The sequence below is a fragment of the Paraburkholderia sp. NPDC080076 genome (assembly GCF_050281145.1).
GTDB lineage: Bacteria > Pseudomonadota > Gammaproteobacteria > Burkholderiales > Burkholderiaceae > Paraburkholderia.
Map to the genome: position 1 here is coordinate 149,939 of NZ_JBNNWQ010000010.1, position 25,218 is coordinate 175,156.

Sequence of the window (25,218 nt, forward strand, 5' to 3'; positions counted from 1 at the left end):
TCTGTCTCCTGATGGACTGATGTCCTATATTGGTAGTGTCGACACTTTCGCCAAGTGTATGGCGAATCTCAGGTGAATTTCAAGAGATATTCGATAAACTGTGCACACTTGTGGAAATCGGGCAGGGTGCCGTACCGGGCTGGCCGGGCGTCGGTTTGCTAGAATCCGTCCACGCAGCCGGGCGGCACGCCAAGAGATATCGAGGAAGAAAGGGATGGACGAAACTGTCGACACACGCGACGAAGAGGAGCAGGGCGACGCATCGCCGGTCGGGGAGATCGTCGACTGGGTGGCGCGCGGCATCATCGAAGGCCGGCTGCAACCGGGCGACGACCTGAATTCGGTCGATCTCGCCAAGCGCTTCAACGTCAGCCGCACGCCGGTGCGCGAAGCGCTGTTCGTGCTGAACCGCGAACGGCTGGTCGACTGGTCGCCGCGGCGGCGCCCGCGCGTGTCGTCGATGAGCCTCACGGAAGTGCGCGAGATCTATCAACTGCGCGTCTTGCTATATGGGCAGGTGTCGCTCGCGATCGTCGAGCACGCCACGGCCGAGGACATCGAGTCGTTGTGGCGCGCGCACGCGCGTCTCGCCGACGCGGCCGCGCGCGCCGACGTCGACGGTTATTTCTGGGCCAATGTGGCGTTTCGCGATGAGGAACTGCGGGTGAGCCGCAACGGCATCTTCAAGGAAGTGCTCGATTCGATGCGGATGCGCACCAACCGGCTGCGGCATCTCAGCACGTCGTTGCCCGGACGGATGCAGCGCTCGTGCGCCGACCACCAACGGCTGTGCGAGGCGTATGCCGAGCGCGACGGCACGCTCGCGGCGGCGCTCAACCGGTCGATCGTGTTGACTGCGCTGCAGGCAATCGAGCAGGTGTGGGACACGGATTTCGGTAAGGGTTGACGCGCGTCTTCTGTGCGTCTCAAGGCAAGCCGGGGTTCATTCAGCCAGACGTTGTCAACGGTGAAGACTGGTTCTGCTGCCTGGGGGGACCTTCAGGATGAAGTTCGGTCCCGTGCGGTTAGCGACAAGCACGGGACCTGCACAGCATGTCATTCATTTGCCGAAGTACGGCGTGCAGAAGCTGGCCGGACCGACACAGGTCGATTGCATCGCCGTGTGCGCCGGACCACCCGACGACGTGCTGTTCGCCGGCACACCGCCGTAGCCCTGGGGCGCCTGCTGGTCAACGGATTGCGCTGCGACCTTCGCTTCGGCGGCCTGGATGTCGGCCGGATAGTTCGCGTCGTCGGATCGCGCCGGGTTGTAGCCGGCCCGTTCCACCTGCAAGAGATCGTTGCGGACCTCGGCACGTGTCACCGGACCGTTGGATTGCGCGAAGCTGAGCACTGGAGCGGACAAGGCGGCGGCAGCGAGGGCGAGGCAAGCAAGAGCTTTCTTCATGATCTAGACTCCGAAATAAATACAATGGGTGACTGATGGAAATTCGCTGAATAGCAGCAGCTACTTCGACGCTACTGGTATTGCGCGGGTCTTTCTTCCCTGAGCGTCTGGAAGCCATATTGCGCTTCTGCAAATGACGCGATCCCCACCGGTTCATTACGAAATTGACATATAGAGCCTGCCCCTGGTCCGGGTTGCGGGCGCTTACTCGAGTACCGCCTCGATCAGGCGTGGGCCACGCTGCGCTATCGCCGAGACGAACGCCTGCTCGAACGCCCGACGGGAATTCGCGCGCACGGCGTCGACACCCAGGCCTTGCCCAATCGAAACCCAGTCCAACGTCGGTGTGCCCAGATCGAGCATGGCGCCCGAGTTCGGTCCATTCGAAGACGCGCCCACGCGGACTAGTTCGTTGTTCAGCACCTTGTAACCGCGATTGGCGAACACGACGGTCACGATGTCGAGGTTCTCGCGCGCCTGAGTCCAGAGCGACTGGACGGTGTACATCGCGCTGCCGTCGCCGACCAGCGTCACAACCTTGCGGTCCGGACGCGCAATAGCCGCGCCGGTCGACACTGGCATCATGCTGCCGATCGCACCGCCGGTCAGGTTCAGAAAATCATGCGGTGCTGCGTTGTTCAGGAGGTCGTAGTAAGGCAGGGTGGACGAAACGCCCTCATCGGCCACGATCGCGTTCGCGGGCAGGTGCATGGCCACGATCTGCGCAATGCTTTTCGCGTCGAGTGCGCCGTCGAGCGACAACGGGATCGCTTGCCGCGTGATGATGCGGCCCTCGGCGCCTCGTGCATCCACGGCATCCATGAGCGCGGCGAGTGCCGCTGCGCCGTCTTCGTGCGGATGACTTAGCACGGCGATCTCGCAGCCGTCGGGCGTCAGCCAGCTGGGTTTGTCGGGATACGCGAAGAAACTGACCGGAGGACGTGCGCCGACCAGAATCAGCAGCTCTGTCCCGGCCAGGAATTCGGCGGCGTGCTCGCCGAAGTAGGGAAGCCGCTCGACCTGCACGCGACCCGCGCCGCGTTCCAAACGAGGTGCAAACGTATCGGACACCAGCCGCGCGCCGGTCTTCGCCGCGATTTTGCCCGCTGCGACCAGACCTTCGCCGAGAAGCGCGTCGCCTCTAACCAGGAGCACTGCTTTTGACCCTGCCTGCAGTTTGCTGGCTACGCGATCGATAGTCGAACCGGCTGCGTGTGTGCGCGGCTGAAGCGGCAGCGGAGCTGCAACTTCAACGGCGGGATCCCAGGCGGTGTCGGCCGGGAGAATCAGCGTTGCGATCTTCCCCGGCGCCTCCCGCGCGGTACGGACGGCGCGTGCCGCATCCGCGCCGACGGAACGGGCGCTCGTGGACGAATGCACCCAGTCCGACACCGGGCGTGCAAATCCGGCGATGTCCGACGCGAGCGGCGCGTCGTACCTTGCGTGCGACGACGCGTGGTCGCCGACGATATTCACGATCGGACTGGAGGCGCGGCGCGCGTTGTGGAGATTGCTCAGACCGTTTGCCAGACCCGGTCCCAGATGCAGGAGCGTGGCGGCCGGCTTGCCGGCCATGCGTGCGTAGCCGTCGGCGGCGCCCGTGACGACGTTTTCCTGAAGCCCCAACACGGGTCGCATTTCTTTCACCGCATCGAGCGCTGCGACGAAATGCATTTCCGATGTGCCCGGGTTTCCAAAACAGACTTCCACGTCGCTGGCAACCAGCGACTTCAGCAGACTTTCTGCACCGTTCATGGTGTTGCTCCAAAGATGTCGAAAAGGGGCGCCGCTGTCTGATGGATTCGGACGCAGTGCCGGCTTGACGATCATTCTCGACAGTCCTACTGTGAGTAACAATCGAGTCCAATTGGAAACTTAGTTACATCATGCGTAAGAATCTGGATTACGGACTGCTTCACGCGATGACGGCGTTTGTGAGGGTGGTGGATGCCGGAACCTTCACATCCGCTGCCGAGCAGATGGACCTCACGACCGCGCAGATCTCGCGGCTCGTATCCGGACTGGAGGAGCGCCTGCGCACCAAGCTGCTGCAGAGAACGACCCGCCGGATTGCGCTCACCAGCGCCGGCGAGACGTATGTGATCCAGTGCCGGGATATCCTCGAGCGCGTGAATGTGGCGGAGGCATACGCATCAGGGGCGACGGTCGAGCCGGCGGGGCGGCTCAGGGTTCAATGCATGGGTAGCTTCGGGAATTACTATGTGGTCCCGCTGATCGCCGAATTTTGCGCAGCGTTTCCCAAAGTGAGCATCGAGTACGCGACTTCGCAGTACGCGCCGGCGCTGCTTGCGGAGGGAATCGACGTGGGCATCTACCTGTCGCGACAGCTGTCCGATTCGGGATTGGTGGCGCTGTCGCTGGGTACGGTGTTCGGTGTGATGTGCGCGGCGCCTGCCTACATGGAACAGCACGGTGCGCCCCGGCATCCGCGCGACCTGGCCAATCATGCCTGCATTCGGCTGATCAATCCTTCCGTCGCCTCGGAGTGGGAACTGATCTCGGGCAAGCGGTCCTATCAGGCGCAAGCCGTCGGCCCCATCATCGCGGACAATCCCGACGTTCTTCTGAAGACCGCGGAGCAAGCTAGCGGCATAGCATTGTTGCCGTGGTTCACCGCCAGGGATTCGATTCGCGAAGGGCGCCTGGTTCGCGTTCTTCCGTCGTGGCGGTCGCCTGATGTCACGGTCTCCGCGTTGTATCCCTCCAGACACTTTCTCGATGCCAAAACCAAGGCGTGGCTCGATCTGCTCAAGGCTCGAGTGACGCCCGCGCTGATCGACGATGGCTCAATGTTTCGGTGACGCGGAAGGTTGCCGGCTGCAATCCGCGCTGAGGCGCCATGCCGTATGACCCATTCAACCGCTGACCGGCCGGCCGCGCGCCTGGCAAAAAACCATGTCATGCGTTAATGCATGACAGGTGTGCATATTTGTAAGTTTTCAGACTGATTTGCATGGACCATCATTCGCTTCATCTGCTTTTTCCCCTTACCGGTATTTGCAAGGAGCGTTCACCATGACTATGCAAGCCCTCGTTCTCTCCCAGTACAACGGACCGCTCGAACTCACCACCTTGGCGCGCCCCGAGCCGTTGCCCGGCCAGGTGCTGGTGCGCATAGCGGCGGCCGGTCTGAATCCGCTCGACACCAAAATCCGGGCAGGCGGCGCGGCCCATGCAAAACATCCGCTGCCGCTGGTGCTCGGCATCGACATGGCCGGCGTGGTCGAGGCGGTGGGCGCGGGCGTGACCCGCTTCAAAGCAGGCGACGAGGTCTACGGCATGACGGGCGGCGTCGGAGGCATACAGGGTTCGCTCGCACAATACGCCGCCGTCGACGCGAATCTGCTCGCACTGAAGCCCTCCAATCTGTCGATGCGCGAAGCCGCCGCGCTGCCGCTGGTGTTCATCACCGCCTACATGGGGATCGTGGATCGCGCGAAGCTTCAGGCTGGGCAGACCGTGCTCGTGCAGGGCGGTGCGGGTGGCGTGGGTCATGTGTCGGTGCAACTCGCGCGAGCGCTCGGAGCGCACGTGTTCGCCACGGCGAGTTCGCGCGATCACGACGCGCTCACGCGCCTCGGCGCCACGCCGATCGATTACGTCGCTCAGAACGTCGAGCAATACGTCGCGCAGCATACGGGCGGCGCGGGTTTCGATCTGGTCGCCGACACGGTGGGCGGCGCGACGCTCGATGCCTCGTTCGCGGCGGTCAAGCATTTCGGCCATGTCGTCAGCGCGCTCGGCTGGGGTACGCATGCACTCGCGCCGCTGTCGTTTCGCGAGGCGACCTACTCCGGCGTTTTCACCCTGCATGCGTTGCTGACCGGCGAGAATCGGGCGCACCACGGCGAGATGCTTGGCGAGGCGACCCGTCTCGCAGAAGCGGGTCATTTGACGCCACGGCTCGATCCGCGCCGCTTCGATCTGCGCTCGGCTGAGCAAGGTTACGACGCAATCACCGATCGCAGCGCGCGCGGCAAGATCGTCGTCGATATCGAATGACGCTGGCCGCGCCGGTCGGCGACCGCGAACGATTCAGCGGCGACCGGATGCCTGTCAAGCGCTGGCGAGTCTGTCGACGACAACGTCGATCAGCGCCCGCAACCGCCCAAGCCGCCGAAGGTCGCGATGGTAGCCGAGCCAAACCTCGCGCCCCGGCGGCGTTTCGCCGAGGTCGATACGCCGCAGGCCCGGCGTGTTGTCGCCGAGCGCGCACGGCAGGACCGCGAAGCCGCCGCCCTCGGCGCACATGCGCGCCTGGACACCACGATTGTTGCTGGCGTAAGCGACCCGCGCATTCGGCAGCATGCGGCGGATCCACGTCACATCGGGCAAAGCCTCGAAGGCGCTGTCCATTGTGATGAGCGCTTGCCCCGCGCCATCGCCGGCCTGCGGCGCAACCAGATCGACGTGTCCGTACAGCGCGTAGTTCAAATCCATGATCTTTCGCTGGATCACGTCGGGTTCGTCGAACGGCGTGATGCGAAACACGAGGTCTGCTTCACGGCGCGAGAGGCTGTAGCGTCGCGAATCGGTGATCAGTTCGATCGACAGTTGCGGATGCCGTGAGAGAAAGCCGGCGAACACCGGCGTCAGCACGTGAATGCCGAACCAGTCGGATGACGACACGCGCAGCGACCCCGTCAACTGCTGCGTTGTGCCTTCAAGCGAACGTGTGAACGCGAGCGCTTCTTCCTCCATTCGCTCCGCGAAACTCAGCACCGCGTTGCCTTCATCGGTCAGTACGAAGCCTTCGGCGGTGCGCTGGAACAGCGCCTGGCCGACCGCGTTTTCGAGCGCACGCAACCGGCGGCCCATAGTGGGCTGGGTCTGTCCCAGTTGGCGCGCGGCTGCGCCGAGTGTGCCGCAACGGGCAATCGCGAGAAACACGCGGACATCGCCCCAGTCCATGGTCGTTTCGTTCATAGCAGGATGTGCTCGTGCGACAGGCGGGCTTATCGTACCGAACTTCGAGCTTTGGCGGTGGACGATGCCGACCACCGCGTCATCGTCGGAATGGTCTTTGCTTGACGGGCAAGTACATCGGCAAGCGTGCGGCCACCGGCGAATCTCGCTCACATACTGACGAAAATTTCTACCTTAGCGACCAGGTGATACCGGACTACGCTGAACGTGCTCGGCGTACTAACAGCTCAATCCTGCCTGCAACGTTAAACGGAGACGACATGATCCAGATGATCGATATTGGCGCGGTCGCCGGCGACACGCCTGAAGGATATTCAAACAAGGTGCTGACGAGCGTGAATGACCACGACGTCCATTTGAGCGTGATGGACGCGCCATTTTTCTGGCATTTTCATCCGGATTCGGACGAAACATTTTTCGTCGTCGAAGGTGCTCTTACCATCGAATTCGAAGACGGGGCGATTGACCTGCAAGCCGGCCAATTGCTGACCGTGCCTGCGGGCACGCGCCATCGAACGCGGCCGGTCGGCGCGCGCTCTGTCAATCTCACGGTTGAAAAGAAGGATGCGACTACGGTCCAGTGCGATGCGCCGCCGCATCGGACAGCGCGTCTTGATTGATGGCACGGGTGATGATCGGCGCCTATCCGCGCTCCGCCTGGCAAGGCGCGTTCAGCACGGCGGGCCGGCCGACGATCGCCAGCGTCAGCAGCACAGCAGCCAGTTCGCAAGCCGCCGCGACCCATCCGAGGCCGGCCACGCCGCCGTGAGCCAGGGTCAGCGCGCCGAGCGCGGCGCCCATCGAAAAGCCGATGTACATGAAGGAAGCATTGAGCGACAGCACGATCGACGCGACCTTCAGGCCGGCGATGTCGATGAGCCGCGCGTGCTGCGCCGGATAGAACGCCCAGTGCGCGACGCCCCACAACGCGATGGCCACGAGCACGGGTATGAGTGCAGCGGCGGGTGGCAGCAAGCGTGCGCTGATCGACAGCGTGCCGAAGGCGAGGCCCGACAACGCGATTGTCGGCACGATCACGGCCAATGGCCCGAACCTGTCGCTGGCGTTGCCGCCGGTCACGACGCCGACCGCGGCCGCGAGACCCCACATGAACATCACCATGCCGATCTGCGCACCCGCCAAACCGGTGACGCTGGCGAGAAACGGCGAGAGATACGTGTAGACCGTGTAGGCGCCGGTGGCCCAGAGCGTGGTGGTCAGCAACGTTGCCAGCACGAGCGGATTGCGCGCCACCGCGATGCGCTCGCGCAGCGTCGCGATCGGGATGCCCGCACCAATGTCGCGCGGCAGGCCGATGACCAGCCCGGCCGCGGCGAGCGTCGCCAGGCCGGCGACGCCGGCAAACGTCATGCGCCAGCCGAGCGCATGGCCGACGACCGCGCCGAGCGGCACGCCGAGTGCGATGGCGATCGTGATGCCGCCGTTCACCACCGCGATTGCTCGGCCACGGCGTTCGGGCGGCACGATCACGCTCGCCAGCGCATTCGCGCCCGGCACATACAGACCGGCGGACAGCGCCAACAGCACGCGCGCGCCCATCAGCGCCCAGAAGTTCGGCGCGACCATGGCGAGCACATTCGAGAGCGCGAAGGCGATCATGCTGGCGAGCAACAAGGTGCGGCGATTCAGGCTGCCGCTTAGCGCCGTCAATACCGGCGAACTGAGGCCATAGGCCAGAGCGAAAACGGTGACCAGCTGGCCCGCGGTTTCGATCTTCACCGAGAGGTCGGCGGCGAGTCCGGGCAAGAGAGGCGAAATCATGAAGCCTTCGGTGCCGATCGCGAAAGCGCCGAGCGCGAGCCAGTAGACCGGAGCGGGGAGAGCGGAAGTAACGTGTGCGGATTTCATGCAATGCCTCGAGGCGAAAGTGATGCGTTGCATGATTCTGGAGGCGGCGTTCGCGGCCATCAATATGCTAGAGTTCCCGACTTATCGGACACCAATGTCCGCAATCGTGGGGACGCGCGTGGACAGTCTCAACGCACTGAAAGTCTTTTCCCGCGCGGCTGAGCTCCGCAGTTTCACGGATGCCGGCCAGCAGCTCGGCCTGTCCTCGTCCGCGGTCGGCAAAGCGGTGGCCCGGCTCGAGAAGCGGCTCGGCGTGCGCCTTTTCCACCGTAGCACGCGCAGCATCACGCTGACGCAGGAAGGCCAGCAATTCCTCGAAAGCTGTCGCCGCATCTTTTCCGAAATCGACGCGATCGAATCCGGCTTCGCGCAATCCAAAGGCGCGCCCAAGGGCCGGCTTCGCGTGAGCCTGCCGATGGTCGGCATGCTAATGATGCCGACCCTGAGCGGTTTCATGCGCGCCTATCCCGAGATCGAACTGGATCTGGACTTCAGCGACCACCTGGTCGATGTCGTCAACGATGGGTTCGATGTCGTCGTGCGCACCGGCGACGCGAGCGATTCGCGGCTGATCGCGCGTACGCTCGGCGCTTACCGGCTTCAACTTGTCGGCGCGCCGTCTTACTTCGCTCGCGCCGGCACGCCGTCGAAGCCCGAGGACCTGTTGAACCATGCCTGCCTGCATCACCGCTATCCGACCAGCGGCAAGCTACAGCGCTGGCCTTTGGTGACGCCCGCTTCCGGCAATGACGTGGCGTTGCCCGTGACGGCTTCGGCGAGCACGGTCGAGCCGCTGATCGCGCTCGCCGAAGAAGGGCTCGGCGTGACCTGCGTGCCGAACTTTGCGATCCGCCGACAACTTGCCGACGGCAGCCTCGTGACGGTACTGGATGAGTATGTCGAACACAGCGGCGTGTTCCGCGCGGTGTGGCCGTCGAGTCCGTACGTGTCGCCCAAGCTGAGGGTCTTTGTCGATTTCCTCGCGGCGAATCTGCTGCCTGCTGCCGATGCGAAACGGCTCAGGACTCCGGAAAAAAGCAAGCGCTCGTAGCGCTCGAAGCTGTTGTACAGAAGCCGGGGGAATGGTGAACTTCAGACCGATACGATGAATCGGTGAATTGACCTTGGGCGTATCCGGTCCGAACTGCTATCTTGAGTGAGTGTCGCCGACACAGTCGGCGATCGAGCGTCGCATGGGTGCTGATAAATACCTGCCTAGAGGTGCATGATGGTCGAAGTTACGTGGCTTGTCGTGGCTGACGGAGGTCGCGCGCGTATCTTCAAGATGCCTGGACTTACGCTCGACTTGCAGGAGGTCGAAGTTCTCGTCAACGATGAATACACCGGTACGGTCTTGACCGAAAAAGATCGGGAGAAGTTTGCAAAGCGCGTGTCCAGACTATCTGGAGGAGGGACGGCTCCATCAACTCTACAATCGGCTGCGCCTCGCCATCGAGGCGAAATTCCTCGGCATGGTGCGTTCGAATCTGTGCGAGGACACGCGTCGACTGATATTCGAGCAGATCAGCGAGGATCTGCTGGCGCTCAGTACCCAGGAAATCGAGGCGCGTCTGCGCAAGCAGTGATCGGCTGAGGGAGAATTGCATCGAGCCCGCAAGGATTTTGCAGGCTCGGCCTTGCAACGTTCAGGAGCTGATTTCCGGCCCGTGCGATTTTTCTTCCGCATCACGGAACCAGACCTCCGCGCGAGACCGGGCGTTCACCCAGGAGTGCGGTTGCGGCGTTTCGAACTCACGATCGATGAACCGGCGGCCCCATTCGACCGCGTCTCTAATCGCTTCTTCTTCGGTCAGCCATTCCGGTTGAATGGTCATCGGGCGAATATCGACGACTTTTCCCGCGTTATTCTTCAGGCTCACGCTCGCAATCCATGCGCCGAACTTGTTCGTCTCGGGGCGCACGACCATCTCAAACTCGCCGTAAAAAACAGTGGATGCTGGCATCGTTCTCTCCTTTAGCGAGCGGGCCTCTGCTCAGCGTCATCATGCCGTAATCTCAGCATTCCGACACAAAGAAAATTGCGCCTGAATGGCGCAAGCCCATCGTATTTCGCCGATAGTTGGCATTGGAGAAACCCGCGTGCACCCGGTCGTGACTTGCTCATAGAATTCCGTGTGGCGTGCCGCGCGCGAAGACGCGTACTCGTATGAAGAAATCGTGGGCTCAACTCATCTTTCGTAAGGAGGCGTTATGGCACAAGAATTCTCGTATCGACGATTCCTGTTTTCGGCAACGATCTCTCCACTGCAAGGGAGCCGCGGGATCGTCACTGTCGATGTCACGACCTCGGACGCTGAGCGCGTCGCCGATCTCGGCACGCAGCGTTTCCTTCACGTGGAGCGATGGGTGGAGAGAAACGATCCCGCTTTCCTTCAGGTCGTGGTCGACGAATGCAAGGTGGCAGTCGACCATTACGCGGACAACGTCGACGATAGTTGACGCCTTTCCGGAACACCGGCGGCGCATGAGGGCCCGATCCGATCCGGGTCAGTTGCCCAGCATGCTCGCGGCGATATTCACGCACAAACCCAGCACGGCCACGTTGAAATAGAAAGACAGGATCGATTGCGCAAGCACGCCGCGCCGCGCGCTGCGCCCGCGCAGGCTGATGTCCGCGGTCTGCGACGCAACCGCGATCGTGAACGAGAAGTCCAGAAAATCCCAGTAGTCCGGTTCGAGCGTGCTGTCGGGAAAGGCGAGCGCGGGCGCATTCGGATCGGAGCCATAGTAGAGCCGCGCGTAGTGCATCGTGAAGATGGTCGGGATCAGAAACCAGGCGCCGAACAAGGTCAGTCCTGTCAGCAGCGAATGCAGCACCTTCGATTCGAAGGTCAGATCTTTGGTGGTGCCGAGTTCCAGCACGATTGCGAGAATGCTGGCAACGGTCGCCGCGCATATCACCGTCAGCACGGTGACCGCATTCTGGTCCTCGCGCCGGGCGTGGGTTCGCACGTCGCTCTCGCTGGCGAAGGCCATGTGGAACCAGATCATGACGAGGTACGCCCAGATCGCGATGTCCCAGCCGAGCAGCAGCCGCGCCGTGATCCGTAGCGAGGCTGGCGCGAGCACACCGGCGCTCAAACCGGCGAGCAGACCGATCATCATATGCGGCCGGTTGCGAAGCACCTGGGGATATAAACTCATTGTAGGAAAGGAGTGCCGCGGATATCTGTTCTGGTGATTCTAGTCATTGAGACCTTAACTTGCATGAGGGGGCGAAAATGCAGGAATTCGATTTCTACATTAACCTGAAGAAGCCGACACTCGGGCTCTATGTGCGCATTGGCGCGGGCCTGCCCGATCTCGCCGACAAGAGCGACTGGCAATTCGAAGGGCATGTCTGGCAAAGCGAACTGACACCCGAACTCCTGAAAGGACTCGAGGCCAACGGCCACGTGTTTCAGGAACTGGGTGCGTGACGCCCGGCTCTACGGCGAGTAGAGCGAATCAAGCTGAGGGAGAAGACCATGCCGGAGCAACAGGGTGACCTGAGTGACGAGTTCATCGCGCAGCAGAAGAAGCGCCTGGAGGCGCTGCGTCGGGAACTGCTGGGCGGAGAGGAAGATACGATCGCGGACGAGAGAACGGCTCAGGAGGAGCATGGCGACGAGGCCGAGGAGTATGAGGACGAAGCGCAGGGAATGGCACAGAATGAGATCAACCAGTCGCTGCATGACGTGAACGACCAGCGCGTTGCGGATATCCAGCGCGCGCTGCGCAAGATCGACGAAGGCACCTACGGTCTCTCCGATGAAAGCGGCCAGCCGATTCCCAAAGAGCGGCTCGAAGTCATGCCTGAGGCTATCCTTACCGTTGCGGAGCAGAGCCGACGAGAGACCGGCAGGTAGAGACATTCACGCACGTTCAAGCGCGTCGTCTCGCAGCCTGATAGCGTCGGGCATGTCGGCCAATGCCTATCATCGGAAAAACCAATGTTCCCTTACTAACGATCCACTCATAGAATTCAAAGGCGGTTTTTAGGTTCGTTATGCCAATCATGTGGTGATCAGGCGCGCAGCGAGAACACGCGAGCGCATGCCAGGTTGCCGGAAGCCGCTCGCGCGTCTCTTTCTGTCCGAAAGAGACGCCGGCATTTTGAACATCGACCCGCGAAGCATCGGTCCCTGGCGCACAACAAATCGAAAGGCTGGCGACAGGTTTCGAGCATTCGCCCCTCACATGAACGCGTCCCATAACCTCTAACAACATCGGATGCCTTAACTGATAAAGGTGAATTTACGATGCCCGCCCTTTGCGAAATCTGTAACGCCCGTCCCGCTGTTGCCCGTGTGACCGTTGTGCAGAACGGCGAGCGGAAAACTTTATCGATCTGCGACTACGATTACCGGCAATTAATGCGGCATCAGAGCATGGCGAACCCGTTCGACTCGCTGCTCGGAGGTGGCGGTTTGTCCCGCTTCTTCGGGGGTCTTGGCGGCGCGGGCGAGGAAGATGACGAGGAGTTCGCCGCGGAGCTGCCGCGCGAATCGGTCGACGCAACCGACGCCTTCAGCGAACAGACACTCGAATTGTTGCAGCGTGCGGCGGAAAAAGCCCATGAGCTTCAACGCACCGAACTCGACACCGAGCACCTGCTTTACGTGCTGGCGGACACGGACGTGTGTGCGGCGCTGCTCAAGGAGCTCAAGTTGTCGCCGCAGGACATCAAAGGCTATATCGATCAGCATGCCCAGAAGGGCACCGCGAATCCCGATGCGCCGATCGAGAAGATGACCATCTCGCCTCGCATGAAGAAAGTGTTCCAGAACGCGTTCCAGGCATCGCGGGATCTGGGGCATTCGTATGTCGGCCCGGAGCACTTGCTCATCGGGCTTGCGGCGGTGCCGGACAGTATCGCGGGCACCTTGCTGAAGAAGTACGGCGTGACGCCGGAAGCGCTGCGGCAGAAGGTGGTGAAAGTGGTCGGCAAAGGCGCCGAGGACGGCCGCGTCGACGCGCCGACCGGCACGCCCACGCTCGACAAGTTCGGCCGCGACCTCACGGCCCTAGCGCGGCAGGGCAAGCTCGACCCCGTGCTGGGTCGCGCGCAGGAAATCGAAAGTACGATCGAGGTGCTCGCGCGGCGCAGGAAGAACAATCCGGTGTTGATCGGCGAGCCCGGGGTCGGCAAGACCGCGATCGTCGAAGGCCTGGCGCAGCGTATCGTCAACGACGACGTCCCCGAAAATCTGCGCGGCAAGCGGCTCGTCGAGGTCAACATCAATTCGATGGTGGCGGGCGCGAAGTATCGCGGCGAGTTCGAAGAACGCGCAAAAACGCTGATCGACGAAGTGACAGCGAAGAAGGACGAACTGGTTCTGTTCATCGACGAATTGCATATGATTGTCGGCGCCGGCCAGGGCGGCGGAGAAGGCGGCCTCGACATCGCGAACGTGCTCAAGCCGGCGCTGGCCCGTGGCGAACTCAGTCTGATCGGCGCGACTACGCTCAACGAATACCAGAAGTACATTGAAAAGGATGCCGCGCTCGAGCGGCGCTTTCAGCCGGTGCTGGTGCCCGAGCCGACCGTCGAGCAGACCATCGTCATTCTGCGCGGTCTGCGCGACAAGCTCGAAGCGCATCATCAGGTGACCTTCGCGGACGATGCGTTCGTCGCCGCCGCCGAAATGTCGGACCGTTACATCACGTCGCGCTTTTTGCCCGACAAGGCCATCGACCTGATCGACCAGGCCGCCGCGCGCGTGCGCATCGGCGCGACCTCGCGTCCGGCGGACATCCAGGAACTGGAAGCCGAAATCGCCCAGCTCAAGCGCGAGCAGGATTATGCGTCCTCGCGCAAGCGCTATGACGAGGCGAAGAGGTTCGAGGAACGTATCGGCGAAAAGCAGACGAAACTCGACGAGCAGATGGAGGCATGGCAGCGCAAGACCGGTTCGGAAACGCTCGAAGTGACCGTGGCGGCGATCGCCGAAGTGGTGTCGCGTCTGACAGGCATTCCGGTCACGGAGTTGACACAGGAAGAGCGCCAGAAGCTGCTGGACATGGAGAACAAACTGCGCGAACGCGTGGTCGGCCAGGACGACGCGGTGGTTGCCGTGAGCGACGCGGTGCGCCTTTCGCGTGCGGGACTCGGGCAGGCGAACCGGCCGATCGCGACCTTCCTGTTCCTCGGACCGACCGGCGTCGGCAAGACCGAACTCGCGAAAGCGCTGGCAGAGACGGTGTTCGGCGATGAACAGGCCGTCATCCGTATCGACATGTCCGAGTATATGGAACGTCACGCGGTGGCGCGCTTGATCGGCGCGCCGCCGGGCTATGTCGGTTATGACGAGGGTGGCCAGTTGACCGAGCGTGTCCGGCGCCGGCCGTATAGCGTGATTCTGCTCGACGAGATCGAGAAGGCGCACGCGGACGTGAGCAACGTGCTGCTCCAGGTGTTCGACGATGGCCGCCTGACCGATGGCAAGGGTCGCGTTGTGGACTTCAGCAACACGATCATCATCGCGACGAGCAATCTCGGTGCGCACATCATCATGGACAACCTCGAGAAACCCGAGGGAGAACGCCTCGCCGACAAGGCGATGCGCGAAGAATTGATGGGCGTGCTGAAGGGTCACTTCCGTCCGGAATTCCTCAACCGGATCGACGAAGTGATCATTTTCGACGGACTCTCTCGCGAGAATATCCGCTCGATCGTGCAGATCCAGCTCGAACGGGTGACGCGCACCGCGGCGGCGCAAGACATCACGCTCAAGATGGACGAGTCGATTGTCGATCACCTGGCCGACGCCGGCTATCGGCCGGAATTCGGCGCCCGCGAGTTGAAACGCCAGATCCGTCAGGAACTGGAAACGCGACTTGCCAAGGAGATTCTCAACAGCGACCTGAAGTCGGGCGACAGTGTCGAGGTCAGCTACGACAAGGACAGCGGCGAAGTGAAGTTCACTCGCAGCGAGGCGCCGCCGCCCAAGGCGAAACGCGCCAATAGCCGCGGAAAGAAAAAACCGCCCGACGAAGTCAGCAGCACCGAGTCCACGGAAGGAGCCCGCTCCTGACGGCATGGCGTGAATAGCGAGCAGGCAAGATCACTGCGCTCCTGGCGGCAGTGCGGCGGCGCTCGGCCTGGCGGATATGAACGGTTGAGCGCAACACGATGGCGTAACCCTCGACAGGACCGCTCCCGGACTCCCGGGGCGGTTCACGGAGTCTCATATGACCACGCGACGCGAAGTGCCGGGAATCCGGCCGTATGACGGACCCGCTGGAGGTTGGGGCGCGCTGCGGGCGACAGCTCAAGCCATCAGGCAACAGATGGAGAGCATCGAAGCGCCGATTACGCTGATGCGGACCAATCAGCCCGACGGTTTCGATTGTCCGGGCTGCGCCTGGCCGGACAAGGAGCATAAGTCCACCTTCCAGTTCTGTGAGAACGGCGCCAAAGCGGTCACATGGGAAGCCACGACCAAGCGCGTGGGGCCGGAGTTTTTCCAGAACAACACGGTGTCGTCGCTGCTGCAACGATCCGATTTCGAACTCGAAGATCTTGGCCGGCTCACGCATCCGCTTGTCTACGATCGCGACACGGACAAGTTTCGCGCCGTCGAATGGGATGACGCCTTCGCTCGTATCGGGCAAGTGCTTCAAGGGCTGTCCTCTCCCGATCAGGCCGAGTTCTACACGTCGGGCAGGGCGTCGAACGAGGCCGCCTACCTTTTCCAGTTGTTCGCACGAGAGTACGGGACCAACAATTTCCCGGATTGCTCCAACATGTGCCACGAGCCCACCAGCGTGGGATTGCCGCAGTCGATCGGGATCGGCAAAGGCACGGTGTCGCTGGAAGACTTCGACGAGACCGAACTCATCATCTCGATCGGCCACAATCCCGGCACCAATCATCCACGGATGATGGGCACGTTGCATGAAGCCTCGCGGCGCAATGTGCCCATCATCGTCTTCAATCCGCTGCGCGAGCGCGCACTCGAACGATTTGCGGACCCGCAGAACTTGCTTGAAATGGCCACGTACGGTTCGACCCGAATCGCCTCGACGTATTTTCAGGTCGACGCCGGCGGTGACGCCGCCGCGCTCAAGGGCATCATGAAGGCGCTGCTGGCGATGGAGGCTGAGGAAGGCAACGTTCTGGACCATGAATTCATCGCCGCGCACACGGAAAATTTCGACGCGTTCGCCGCTGATCTGGAAGTTACGGCGTGGGACGATATTGAAACGGCAAGCGGACTGAGCCGGTCCGATCTCGAACAGGTTGCGATTGCCTACGCCAAATCGAATGCGACCATCGTCACTTACGGAATGGGCGTGACCCAGCACAATAAAGGCACGGCCAACGTCCGCCTGATCGCCGATCTGTTGCTATTGCGCGGCAACTTTGGCAAACCCGGTGCGGGCATCTGTCCTTTGCGCGGACATTCGAACGTGCAAGGAAACCGGACCGTAGGCATAACCGAAAAGCCCTCCGGCACCTTCCTGAAACAGATCGAGGATGTGCTCGGTTTCAAACCGCCCGAGGCACACGGACACGATGCCGTTCAGGCGATGCAGGCGATGATCGACGGCTCGACCAAGGCGCTGCTTTGCCTGGGCGGAAACTTCGCGGTCGCGCTGCCCGATTCGGAACAGTCTTTTGCCGCCATGGCTAAACTCGATCTGAGCGTTCACCTCGGGACCAAGCTCAATCGTTCGCATCTGTTAGTGGCGAAGGAAACCTATGTGCTGCCGTGCCTGGGCCGCACGGAACTCGATATCCAGGCAAGCGGCCGCCAATCCATCACGGTCGAAGATTCCATGTCGATGGTCCATGCTTCGTCCGGAAAACTCAAGCCCGCCTCCGAATTCCTGTTGTCCGAGCCGGCGATCATCGCGGGTATTGCGCGGGCGACGTTGCCGCACAGCAAGGTCGCCTGGCAGGAACTGGTTGCCGATTACGACAAGGTTCGCGATCTGATCGAACAGACCGTACCGGGTTTCGAAGCATTCAATGCGCGCATCAGGACGCCGGGCGGATTCCGTCTGCCGCTCCCTCCAACCGAACGCGTGTGGCACACGCCGTCCGGAAAAGCGAGGTTCTCGGTCTACGGCGGCGTGAAGGAAGACGCCGACGTATACGGTGCCGAAAATGTGCTGCGCCTCATCACGATCCGCAGTCACGACCAGTACAACACCACGATCTATGCCCTCGACGATCGTTACCGGGGCGTGTTCGGCCGGCGCGACGTGGTGTTCATGAATGAAGCCGATCTCGCGGCGCGCGGACTCGAACATGGCGATCTGGTTGATATCGAAACTATTTCATCGGGCAGGAAGCTTTGCCTGAAGAACATCACGGCAATTGTTTATGGCATCGCACAAGGATCGGTGGCGGCGTATTATCCGGAAGCAAACGTGCTGGTGCCGCTCGACTTCATCGACAAGGAAAGCGGCACGCCGTCGTACAAGTCGGTCCCTGTTCATGTTTCGCGCTCGGCGCAAGCCTGAATGCCGGCGAGTTTGACGGGTCGATCGACTGGACATGCGCGTCCAGTCGATCGACACACGGAGAGACCAGCAAATGCCGCTATCACCTGGAGCCGCTGATCAATCATGGAAATCTTCGACGCCTTCCACCTCGCCAGGTTGCAGTTTGCGTTCACGGTTTCATTTCACATTATTTTCCCCGCGATCAGTATAGGAATGGCCAGTTTCCTCGCCGTGCTGGAGTGGCGCTGGCTGCTGACCGGCGACGTGGTCTACAAGGACATGTTCCTGTTCTGGTCGAAGATCTTCGCGGTCGGCTTCGGCATGGGCGTGGTGTCGGGCGTGGTGATGGCCTACGAGTTCGGCACCAACTGGAGCGGATTTTCCACCATTGCCGGCAACGTCACGGGACCGCTCCTGACTTATGAAGTATTGACGGCATTCTTTCTCGAAGCCGGCTTTCTCGGCGTCATGCTGTTCGGCTGGCAGCGGGTGAGTCCACGCGCGCACTTTTTCGCCACGCTGATGGTGGCGGTCGGCACGTTGATCTCCACGTTCTGGATTCTCGCCTCGAATAGCTTCATGCAGACGCCGCAAGGATTCGCCATGGAGAACGGCCGGATCGTGCCGGTCGACTGGATGAAGGTGATTTTCAACCCATCGTTCCCGTACCGGCTCGCGCACATGACCATCGCCGCGTTTATTGTCGCGGGCTTCATCGTCGCCGCGTGCGGGGCGTGGCATCTGCTGCATGGCCGGCGCGATGGCCCCATCAAGCGCAGTTTTTCGATGGCGCTGTGGATTCTGCTTTTGCTGACGCCGATCCAGATTTTCGTCGGCGATGCGCACGGCCTCAACACCCGCGAATATCAGCCCGCCAAGATCGCGGCGATTGAGGGCCTGTGGGAAACCGAGAAAGGCGGCACGGCGCTCAATCTGGTCGGTCTGCCCGACATGACAGCGGAAGTCACGCGCTACGCGGTGCAAATACCGCATTTGGGCAGCCTCATACTGACCCATAGCTGGGACGGCGAAATCCGCGGGCTCAAGGAGTTTCCCGCCAGAGATCGCCCGTATTCGCCAATCATCTTCTGGACTTTTCGGATCATGGCGGGCCTCGGCATGTTGATGCTGTTGACCGCGTTGCTAGGGTTGCTGCTCAGGCTAAAAGGCCGTCTCTACGAGACGCGGTGGTATCAGGTTTTCGTACTGTGCATGGGCCCGTCGGGAATCGTCGCGCTGTTGGCCGGGTGGGTCACGACGGAGGTCGGCCGCCAGCCCTGGACGGTCTACGGTGTGCTGCGCACTGAAGACTCGCTCTCGCCGATCAGTGCCCAGCAAGCGGGCGTTTCACTGCTGATCTTTGTGCTGGTGTACTTCCTGGTATTCGGTATGGGGGTCTACTACATGCTCAAGATGATGAAGCGCGGACCAGAGGAACATGTCGACGCCCGCCAGTCGGTCAAGCACCCGGTGTTGCGCAACCGTCCGCTGGACGCACTGGAAGGGGAGTGACGCCATGCAAATCGATCTTCCGGTTGTGTGGGCTGCGATCATCGGACTCGGCGTTTTCATCTATGTGATGCTGGATGGCTTCGATCTTGGTATCGGCCTGCTGTTTCCGTTCTTCGAGGAAAAAGCCGATCGGCAAGTGATGCTCAATACCATCGCGCCGGTCTGGGACGGCAACGAGACATTCCTCGTGCTCGGTGGCGCGGGGTTATACGGCGCGTTTCCGGTCGTCTATTCGACGCTGCTGCCGGCGAACTATCTGCCGCTGATCCTGATGGTGGTCGGCCTGATCTTCCGCGGGGCGGCTTTCGAATTGCGCGCGAAGGCCACGCGGACCCAGCATGCGTGGGATCTTGCCTTCATTGCCGGATCCGCGCTCGCGGGACTCTGCCAGGGCATCGTGCTGGGGTCGCTGCTGCAAGGCATCAAGATCGTTGATGACCGTTTCGCCGGCGACCCGTTCGACTGGCTATCACCGTTCAGCCTGTTCTGCGGAATCGGGGTGCTCTTTACGTATGCGACGCTCGGCTGCGGCTGGCTCATCCTGAAGACGGAAGGCGAACTGCAGCGCAAGATTCGCGAGGTCATGCGGCCGCTGGTGACCGTGCTGCTGGGGATAATCTTCGTGGTGAGTCTCTGGACCGTGATCGGATTGCCGGCGGTCGAGCATCGCTGGTTCGGGAGCGGCTATCTCGGCTGGTTCATGCCGGTGCCGATTCTCGTTGTCGCGTGTGTGTGGGGTATTTTTCGGTCGCTTCGCCTTCAGCATGAAGCACTGCCGTTCCTGCTCACACTTGGGCTGTGCTTTCTCGGATATAGCGGCTTGCTCATCAGTATCTGGCCGAACATCGTCCCGCCTTCGCTGACGATCTGGGAAGCATCGTCGAGTCATTCGAGCCAGCTCTTTACGCTGGTCGGCACGGTGATCGTGCTGCCGATCATTCTCGTCTACAACGCCATGCAGTACCGTGTGTTTCGCGGCAAGGTGCGGGAAGGGGATGCCGGCTACCACTGAGGGTAGCAAGGTTGCACGGGCACGGCGGTTAGCGGGCGCACAGGGCAACAAGCTTGCCGACGGTAATCACGGCCTGTTCGATCTCGCTCGACCAGGGGCTGCTGTAATTCAGGCGGATGAAATTCCGGTAGGTCGTCTCCGAGATCGAGAACATATAGCCCGGTCCGATCGTGATGCCCTGTTCGAGCGCCAGCTTATAAAGCCGCATCGCGTCGACCTTGGGCGGCAATTCGATCCACAGCACGTAGCCGCCCGCGGGATTGGACATGCGCGTACCTTCAGGGAAGAAACGCGACACGGTCGCCTTCATCAGCTTCGCCTGCTGCGCATACATTTTCCGAAGCCGCCGCAGGTGATGCTCGTAACCATCGCGCTCCAGAAATTCCGCGATCGCCAGTTGCGGAATGGCCGGTGTGGTCAACGTGTTCAGAAACTTGAGCTTCTCGACCTGATCGCGATAGCGGCCCGGCATCGCCCAACCAATCCGGTACGCTGCCGTGAGGGTCTTCGAAAATGACGCGCAGTGAAGCACCAATCCCTTCGTGTCGTAGGACTTCAACGTGCTCGGATACGTGCTAGCGAAGTGCAACTCGTTGTAGACACCGTTCTCGATGACCGGTATGTCCCGCTTCGTCAAGTATGCGACGAGCTCGCGCTTGCGCTCGTCGGGCATCAGAAACCCCAGCGGGTTCTGGAAATTCGGCATGACCATGCAGGCGGTGACCGTGTGCGATTCCACGATCGCCGCAAGCGCTTCGATGTCGATACCGTGTTCGGGATGTGTGGACACCTCGATCGCCTTCATGCCCATCCGTTCGATCGCGTGCAGCATCGCGTAGAACGTGGGTGACTCGACGGCGATCGTATCGCCTGGTTTGGCGACGGCCTGCAGGCACAGATTGATCGCCTCGGTTGCGCCGACCGTGACGATGATCTCGTTGGGATCGACGGCCATACCGTTTTCGAGGTAGCGACGCGCAATCTGGCGCACCAGTGCCGCATTGCCCGGCGGCAGCGCGTCGGTCACGCCCCACCGTGTCTTGCCTCGCCCCGCATCGTAAGCGTAACGGTTGAGTTTCTCGAAGGGAAACAGGCTCGCATCAGGGTAGGGCGAGCCGAGCGGCACCGCGTCGTCGACGCCGATCGAGCGCAGCGTGGAAAGCACCAGCCGGCTGACATCGACCGGCGACGAAATCGGAATCGGTTTCGATGGGCGCAGTTCGAGTGTCTTCCGCTCGCCTCCGTCGCCGCGGAAATTGACGAAATAGCCCGATTGCGGCCGGCTCGTGAGCAGCCCCTGGCTTTCAAGCAATAAGTAGGCGCGGATGACGGTGGTCACGCTGATCCGATGCTGCTGGCTGGTCTGGCGCACCGACGGCAGGCGTTCACCGTGGCTGTAGACGCCCTGCCGGATCAGCTTTTCGATGTCGTCTGCAAGCTTCTCATAGAGATTCATCGGACGATTTCCCTGGCGTTTCGCAACGGCAAGTTGCACCGGCCACTCCGCTGCCTGACACGCGCTCGCGCGGACGTGCCGCCGTCCGGTGCGCAAATCCTAGCAGAACTGTACTGATGCCAGCCGGGCCGATTTGTGCACTCTGCGGTCGACCGCCCCGCCTTACTCTGTTCTCCATCGAACGCATGTTCGCGAGGCCCTTAAACAGGGGTCTGTCGATGCGTGAAGAACTGGAGCCAACACATGCAAGACGTCAATCTGAAGGGAAACCGCCACGCACGCCATCAGCGTTCCGATGCTTCGCCGTTGGCGTCACGCAGGACCGGCGCAAAGGGAGGCGGGGGATGATGAATCTGCTCGAAGCCATGCGCATTTACGTGAGAGTGGTGGAGCGCGAGAGCATTTCCGGCGCGGCCAGGGATCTGAATATCGGGCAGCCCGCCGCGAGCGAACGCATCGAGCGGCTTGAGGCGTATCTCGGCTGCCGGCTCCTGCTGCGTAGTGCACGTGCGTTCAATTGCACGCCCGAAGGCGTCACCTTCTACGAGCGTAGCAAGAGGATTCTCTGGGCCGTCGAGCAGGCGGTCGCGGACGTGTCGAACGACGAGCAGGCGCTCAGAGGCACGGTTCGCATCGCGGCGCCTCACTGCTTCGGCGAGACGGTCGTGCCGGAAGCGTTGACGCTCGTACGGGCGGCCTATCCGCAACTGGATCTGGAACTGGTGCTGAACGACAGGATCGTCGATCTCGTGACGGAGGGCGTGGATATTTCCTTTCGTCTCGGACAACTCGGAGAAGGGGCGTTCATTGCCCGCCAACTCGGGCAGGTCGGGCGTGTGCTCGTTGCAGCGCCGCCCTATCTGAGCCAGCATGGTCCGATCACCGAGCCCTGCGACCTGGTAAAACATCCGTTCATTCGCGTGCAGGGCATGTTCGGCACGGACCAGTTGCCGCTCAGACATCAGGCGAGCGTCGTCGAGAGCGCTCCCATCCGTACCGCGGTGAAGACCAGTCATTGGCGGCCCATGTATGAAATGATCGTCGCCGGTGCGGGCATTGGCGTGCTGGAAGAGCCGGCGTGCGTCGAGGCGCTCGCGGAGGGACGGCTGGTTCGTCTGCTGCCGCAATTCGACGCGCTGCCTTTCGACGTCAATGTGCTGATTCAGGCGCAACGTCCGGTGCCGCCGCGGGTACGCCTGATTGTGACGATGTTGAAACAGTGCACGCCGGAAATCCTCGAGAGAGTGCACGTCGAGTGCGGAAAATTGGCCCGTGGTCTTGAAGCACTGGCCGACGCCGCCGACTCCGCGCTGCTGAAACAGTCGTTGCGAGCCTGAGCCCGCAACGACCCGCGCTTATTCAGCGAGCGTCAACGACACCGACGCTTCGCTCGTCAACATCAGGAACGTCAGCGTCTCGCGCAGATAGAGGCGCACTACCGTGTCGGTATGGCTGAGATAGCCGATCGAGAGATCTTCACCGAGGTGCAACTCGAAGTCGCCGCCTCGCGTGGAGAGCACGCTGCCGCCCGTCAGCGCCGGTGCCCAGATGATGTCGCCGTTCACGATCCGCTTGATGTGCTCGATCACCGGATAGCCCTGATCGCGCGCCTCGCTGAGCGCTGTGTAGGCGTCGGCGCCGAGCAGCACGGAATACGGACCGTCCACGCCGGCAAGCCGCAATTCTTCCAGCGCATTGCTGATCGCGTCCGGATAGTCGCCGATGTCGGCGGGCAGCGCGAGCGGCTGATTCGACGAGCCTTCGCGAATCCCGCCGATCCCCGCAGCCTGATATCCGTCGAAGATCGCGCGATCTTCGGCATAGGCGAGCTCTTTCGCTGCGTCTTTCGCGGGCTGCCAGTCGGCGTCGTTCGCGCCGCGTAACACGCTGTCGATCGCATCGCGCTGCAACTCGAACGGCACGGTGAACTGAACGAGACTCTTGACCTCCGCCAGCTTCGCCGCGACGCCCTGTTGGGGCGCGGTAATCGCGATCTGATGCCCTGTGCCGACGCCGGACAGCTCGGTTCCGCCGGGACCCTTGACGTCGACCACGCGACGGCCGGCAACACTGCGTTTGAACGTGCGCGCCACTTCGTTTTCGATCTGCGACCAGGCGGCACTGGAGATGGGGGCGAGCTCGCGATGCAGGTTATTCATGTTGGGAGATTCCCTTGAGAGAGCCAATATTCAGCGAGCCGTCGTGGCGCGGCTCGGCGGGCGAAGAGGGTTCAGGCTGTGATTCGATAGCGGCCGTGACGCTCGGCGGATCGCGGTCCGCGAGCTCCTCGAGCAAGGTGACCGACGGCACGAAGAAGAGGCCGCCCGTGACTGCGCGGCTATAGTCGAGCAGCCGGTCGTAATTGCCCGGCGGCCGCCCGATGAACATGTTCTCCAGCATCTGTTCGATCGGCGCGGGGGAACGCGCATAGCCGATGAAGTAGGTGCCGAACTCGCCCGCGCCGAGGCGGCCGAATGGCATGTTGTCGCGCAAGATCTTCACTTCCTTGCCGTTCTCGGTGATCGTGGTCAGCGAGCTGTGCGACGACGACGGTTTGACCGCTGCGTCGAGCTCGACGTCGGACAGTTTCTTGCGACCGATGATGCGCTCCTGCGTCTCGACGGAGAGCGCGTTCCAGCCGTCCATGTCGTGCAGGTACTTCTGCACCAGTACATAGCTGCCGCCTTCGAATCCCGGATCCTCGGTGATGAGCGTGTATTCGTCGGCGGCGCGGCCTGCCGGGTTCTCGGTGCCGTCGACGAACCCCACCATGTCGCGCATATCGAAGTAGCGAAAACCGTGAACTTCATCGACCACGGTGACCGCGTCGCCGAGTGCGCCGAGCAACTGCGTGGCGAGCTCGAAACAGAGATCCATGTGATCGGCGCGGATGTGCAGCAGGAAATCGCCCGGCGTTCCCAGCGCGCGCCGGTCGCCTTCGCCGATGTCCCGGAACGGGTGCAGCAGGGCGGGCCGGGGTGCGCCGAACAGCCTGTCCCACGCGTGGGAGCCGAAGGAACAGACGCACGACAGATTGCCGGAAGGCACCCGCTTACCGACCGCGCGCACGAGGGCGGCAATGTCGCCGCACCATTCGCGCACCTTGGCCTCCTGATCGCGGTCGTTCGCGACGGTCGCGACAATGAAGATCGCGCTGCGGGAGACGTCATTACAAATTGCTTGCGGTTCCGGGATTTCGTTGGGCATCGGCTTGAGTGTTGAGAGACCGTTACGGGTTCCGACAGCAGTAGAACCCATGTCGTTCCGCCTACGCGTTTCACATGCCGGAGGCGGGCGCGAGTTTCGTTTGAATGATTGAAGCGGGTTAGCTGTTGCGCGCCGCCTCGGGCATGCGTACCGCCTTGCCTTGTCACCGGGAGGGCGCAACACGCGTGACACGGTTGACGTCCATCACGCCCACAGATGTTATACCGAGCGGGTACTTTGTGGAAACTGCGCGCCGTCTTCGGCATGCGATAAATTCTACGTTGATCCGGCGCCAGCACCCGCTGCTCCCTTCGATACTTCATATCGGGTCGAGCGGCTTTTCATTCCACT

23 protein-coding genes are annotated in these 25,218 nt (G+C 61.9%); 14 read left to right on the forward strand and 9 right to left on the reverse strand.

All coding sequences use genetic code 11. From position 1 onward, the window contains the following. The first annotated feature begins 214 nt into the window (after positions 1 to 214). A complete protein-coding gene (locus ACQKRQ_RS32390) occupies positions 215 to 907 on the forward strand; it encodes a GntR family transcriptional regulator (RefSeq protein ID WP_408290089.1) in 693 nt (230 codons plus the stop codon). 153 nt (positions 908 to 1,060) lie between these two features. On the opposite strand, the gene ACQKRQ_RS32395 is transcribed toward ACQKRQ_RS32390, so the two are convergent. Together ACQKRQ_RS32395 and ACQKRQ_RS32400 are read right to left on the reverse strand one after the other, a co-directional pair. Continuing rightward, positions 1,061 to 1,408: a DUF4148 domain-containing protein gene (locus ACQKRQ_RS32395; protein ID WP_427481493.1), complete on the reverse strand. Its 348-nt coding sequence runs from the start codon at positions 1,406 to 1,408 to the stop codon at positions 1,061 to 1,063. A 204-nt stretch (positions 1,409 to 1,612) separates the two neighbouring features. After that, positions 1,613 to 3,163: an acetolactate synthase large subunit gene (locus tag ACQKRQ_RS32400; protein ID WP_427481494.1), complete on the reverse strand. Its 1,551-nt coding sequence runs from the start codon at positions 3,161 to 3,163 to the stop codon at positions 1,613 to 1,615. A 167-nt stretch (positions 3,164 to 3,330) separates the two neighbouring features. On the opposite strand from ACQKRQ_RS32400, the gene ACQKRQ_RS32405 reads away from it, so the two are divergent. Beyond that, positions 3,331 to 4,230: a LysR family transcriptional regulator gene (locus ACQKRQ_RS32405; RefSeq protein ID WP_427481495.1), complete on the forward strand. Its 900-nt coding sequence runs from the start codon at positions 3,331 to 3,333 to the stop codon at positions 4,228 to 4,230. 214 nt (positions 4,231 to 4,444) lie between these two features. Next, a complete protein-coding gene (locus ACQKRQ_RS32410) occupies positions 4,445 to 5,431 on the forward strand; it encodes a zinc-dependent alcohol dehydrogenase family protein (RefSeq protein WP_427481496.1) in 987 nt (328 codons plus the stop codon). A 54-nt stretch (positions 5,432 to 5,485) separates the two neighbouring features. On the opposite strand, the gene ACQKRQ_RS32415 is transcribed toward ACQKRQ_RS32410, so the two are convergent. Then, positions 5,486 to 6,355, reverse strand: coding sequence for a LysR family transcriptional regulator (locus ACQKRQ_RS32415; protein WP_427481497.1), 870 nt, complete (start codon positions 6,353 to 6,355; stop codon positions 5,486 to 5,488). Between the two features lie 260 nt (positions 6,356 to 6,615). Between ACQKRQ_RS32415 and ACQKRQ_RS32420 the strand changes: the two genes are divergently transcribed. Next, the gene (locus ACQKRQ_RS32420) at positions 6,616 to 6,975 is read left to right on the forward strand and encodes a cupin domain-containing protein (RefSeq protein WP_427481498.1); all 360 of its coding nucleotides are present in this window, start codon (positions 6,616 to 6,618) and stop codon (positions 6,973 to 6,975) included. A 22-nt stretch (positions 6,976 to 6,997) separates the two neighbouring features. Here ACQKRQ_RS32420 and ACQKRQ_RS32425 read toward each other — a convergent pair whose 3' ends face one another. Continuing rightward, positions 6,998 to 8,224 (reverse strand): MFS transporter, encoded by a 1,227-nt coding sequence (locus tag ACQKRQ_RS32425; protein WP_427481499.1) that lies wholly within the window; start codon positions 8,222 to 8,224, stop codon positions 6,998 to 7,000. 94 nt (positions 8,225 to 8,318) lie between these two features. Between ACQKRQ_RS32425 and ACQKRQ_RS32430 the strand changes: the two genes are divergently transcribed. Next, on the forward strand, positions 8,319 to 9,275 hold the full coding sequence (locus ACQKRQ_RS32430) for a LysR family transcriptional regulator (RefSeq protein ID WP_427481500.1): 957 nt from the start codon (positions 8,319 to 8,321) through the stop codon (positions 9,273 to 9,275). A gap of 328 nt (positions 9,276 to 9,603) precedes the next feature. Beyond that, positions 9,604 to 9,810, forward strand: coding sequence for a host attachment protein (locus tag ACQKRQ_RS32435; protein ID WP_427481501.1), 207 nt, complete (start codon positions 9,604 to 9,606; stop codon positions 9,808 to 9,810). A gap of 60 nt (positions 9,811 to 9,870) precedes the next feature. Here ACQKRQ_RS32435 and ACQKRQ_RS32440 read toward each other — a convergent pair whose 3' ends face one another. Then, positions 9,871 to 10,188 (reverse strand): DUF6566 family protein, encoded by a 318-nt coding sequence (locus tag ACQKRQ_RS32440; protein ID WP_427481502.1) that lies wholly within the window; start codon positions 10,186 to 10,188, stop codon positions 9,871 to 9,873. A 247-nt stretch (positions 10,189 to 10,435) separates the two neighbouring features. On the opposite strand from ACQKRQ_RS32440, the gene ACQKRQ_RS32445 reads away from it, so the two are divergent. Further along, positions 10,436 to 10,684, forward strand: a complete 249-nt coding sequence (locus tag ACQKRQ_RS32445; RefSeq protein WP_132381663.1) for a hypothetical protein — start codon at positions 10,436 to 10,438, stop codon at positions 10,682 to 10,684. Between the two features lie 48 nt (positions 10,685 to 10,732). Here ACQKRQ_RS32445 and ACQKRQ_RS32450 read toward each other — a convergent pair whose 3' ends face one another. Then, on the reverse strand, positions 10,733 to 11,389 hold the full coding sequence (locus ACQKRQ_RS32450) for a DUF1345 domain-containing protein (protein WP_427481503.1): 657 nt from the start codon (positions 11,387 to 11,389) through the stop codon (positions 10,733 to 10,735). Positions 11,390 to 11,466: 77 nt separating this feature from the next. On the opposite strand from ACQKRQ_RS32450, the gene ACQKRQ_RS32455 reads away from it, so the two are divergent. From ACQKRQ_RS32455 to cydB, 6 genes are all read left to right on the forward strand, one after another. Then, a complete protein-coding gene (locus ACQKRQ_RS32455; protein WP_427481504.1) occupies positions 11,467 to 11,664 on the forward strand; it encodes a hypothetical protein in 198 nt (65 codons plus the stop codon). A gap of 48 nt (positions 11,665 to 11,712) precedes the next feature. Next, on the forward strand, positions 11,713 to 12,093 hold the full coding sequence (locus ACQKRQ_RS32460; protein ID WP_408290068.1) for a TraR/DksA family transcriptional regulator: 381 nt from the start codon (positions 11,713 to 11,715) through the stop codon (positions 12,091 to 12,093). Positions 12,094 to 12,486: 393 nt separating this feature from the next. Beyond that, the gene (locus tag ACQKRQ_RS32465) at positions 12,487 to 15,261 is read left to right on the forward strand and encodes an AAA family ATPase (RefSeq protein WP_427481505.1); all 2,775 of its coding nucleotides are present in this window, start codon (positions 12,487 to 12,489) and stop codon (positions 15,259 to 15,261) included. Positions 15,262 to 15,418: 157 nt separating this feature from the next. Continuing rightward, on the forward strand, positions 15,419 to 17,698 hold the full coding sequence (locus ACQKRQ_RS32470; protein ID WP_427481506.1) for an FdhF/YdeP family oxidoreductase: 2,280 nt from the start codon (positions 15,419 to 15,421) through the stop codon (positions 17,696 to 17,698). 105 nt (positions 17,699 to 17,803) lie between these two features. After that, positions 17,804 to 19,192, forward strand: a complete 1,389-nt coding sequence (locus ACQKRQ_RS32475; RefSeq protein ID WP_408313808.1) for a cytochrome ubiquinol oxidase subunit I — start codon at positions 17,804 to 17,806, stop codon at positions 19,190 to 19,192. Positions 19,193 to 19,196: 4 nt separating this feature from the next. Continuing rightward, positions 19,197 to 20,204 carry a cytochrome d ubiquinol oxidase subunit II gene (gene cydB, locus ACQKRQ_RS32480; protein WP_132381675.1) on the forward strand — a complete coding sequence of 336 codons (1,008 nt, stop codon included), beginning with the start codon at positions 19,197 to 19,199 and terminating at the stop codon, positions 20,202 to 20,204. Between the two features lie 28 nt (positions 20,205 to 20,232). On the opposite strand, the gene ACQKRQ_RS32485 is transcribed toward cydB, so the two are convergent. After that, positions 20,233 to 21,660 carry a PLP-dependent aminotransferase family protein gene (locus tag ACQKRQ_RS32485; protein ID WP_427481507.1) on the reverse strand — a complete coding sequence of 476 codons (1,428 nt, stop codon included), beginning with the start codon at positions 21,658 to 21,660 and terminating at the stop codon, positions 20,233 to 20,235. A gap of 347 nt (positions 21,661 to 22,007) precedes the next feature. On the opposite strand from ACQKRQ_RS32485, the gene ACQKRQ_RS32490 reads away from it, so the two are divergent. After that, positions 22,008 to 22,997, forward strand: a complete 990-nt coding sequence (locus ACQKRQ_RS32490) for a LysR family transcriptional regulator (protein ID WP_427481656.1) — start codon at positions 22,008 to 22,010, stop codon at positions 22,995 to 22,997. An 18-nt stretch (positions 22,998 to 23,015) separates the two neighbouring features. Here the strand turns inward: ACQKRQ_RS32490 and ACQKRQ_RS32495 are convergent, their stop codons facing one another. Both ACQKRQ_RS32495 and ACQKRQ_RS32500 read right to left on the reverse strand, forming a co-directional pair. Continuing rightward, positions 23,016 to 23,819, reverse strand: coding sequence for a family 1 encapsulin nanocompartment shell protein (locus ACQKRQ_RS32495; RefSeq protein WP_427481508.1), 804 nt, complete (start codon positions 23,817 to 23,819; stop codon positions 23,016 to 23,018). Continuing rightward, positions 23,812 to 24,867: a Dyp-type peroxidase gene (locus tag ACQKRQ_RS32500; RefSeq protein ID WP_427481657.1), complete on the reverse strand. Its 1,056-nt coding sequence runs from the start codon at positions 24,865 to 24,867 to the stop codon at positions 23,812 to 23,814. Before ACQKRQ_RS32500 ends, ACQKRQ_RS32495 begins: the two co-directional genes overlap by 8 nt. Positions 24,868 to 25,218: the final 351 nt, after the last annotated feature.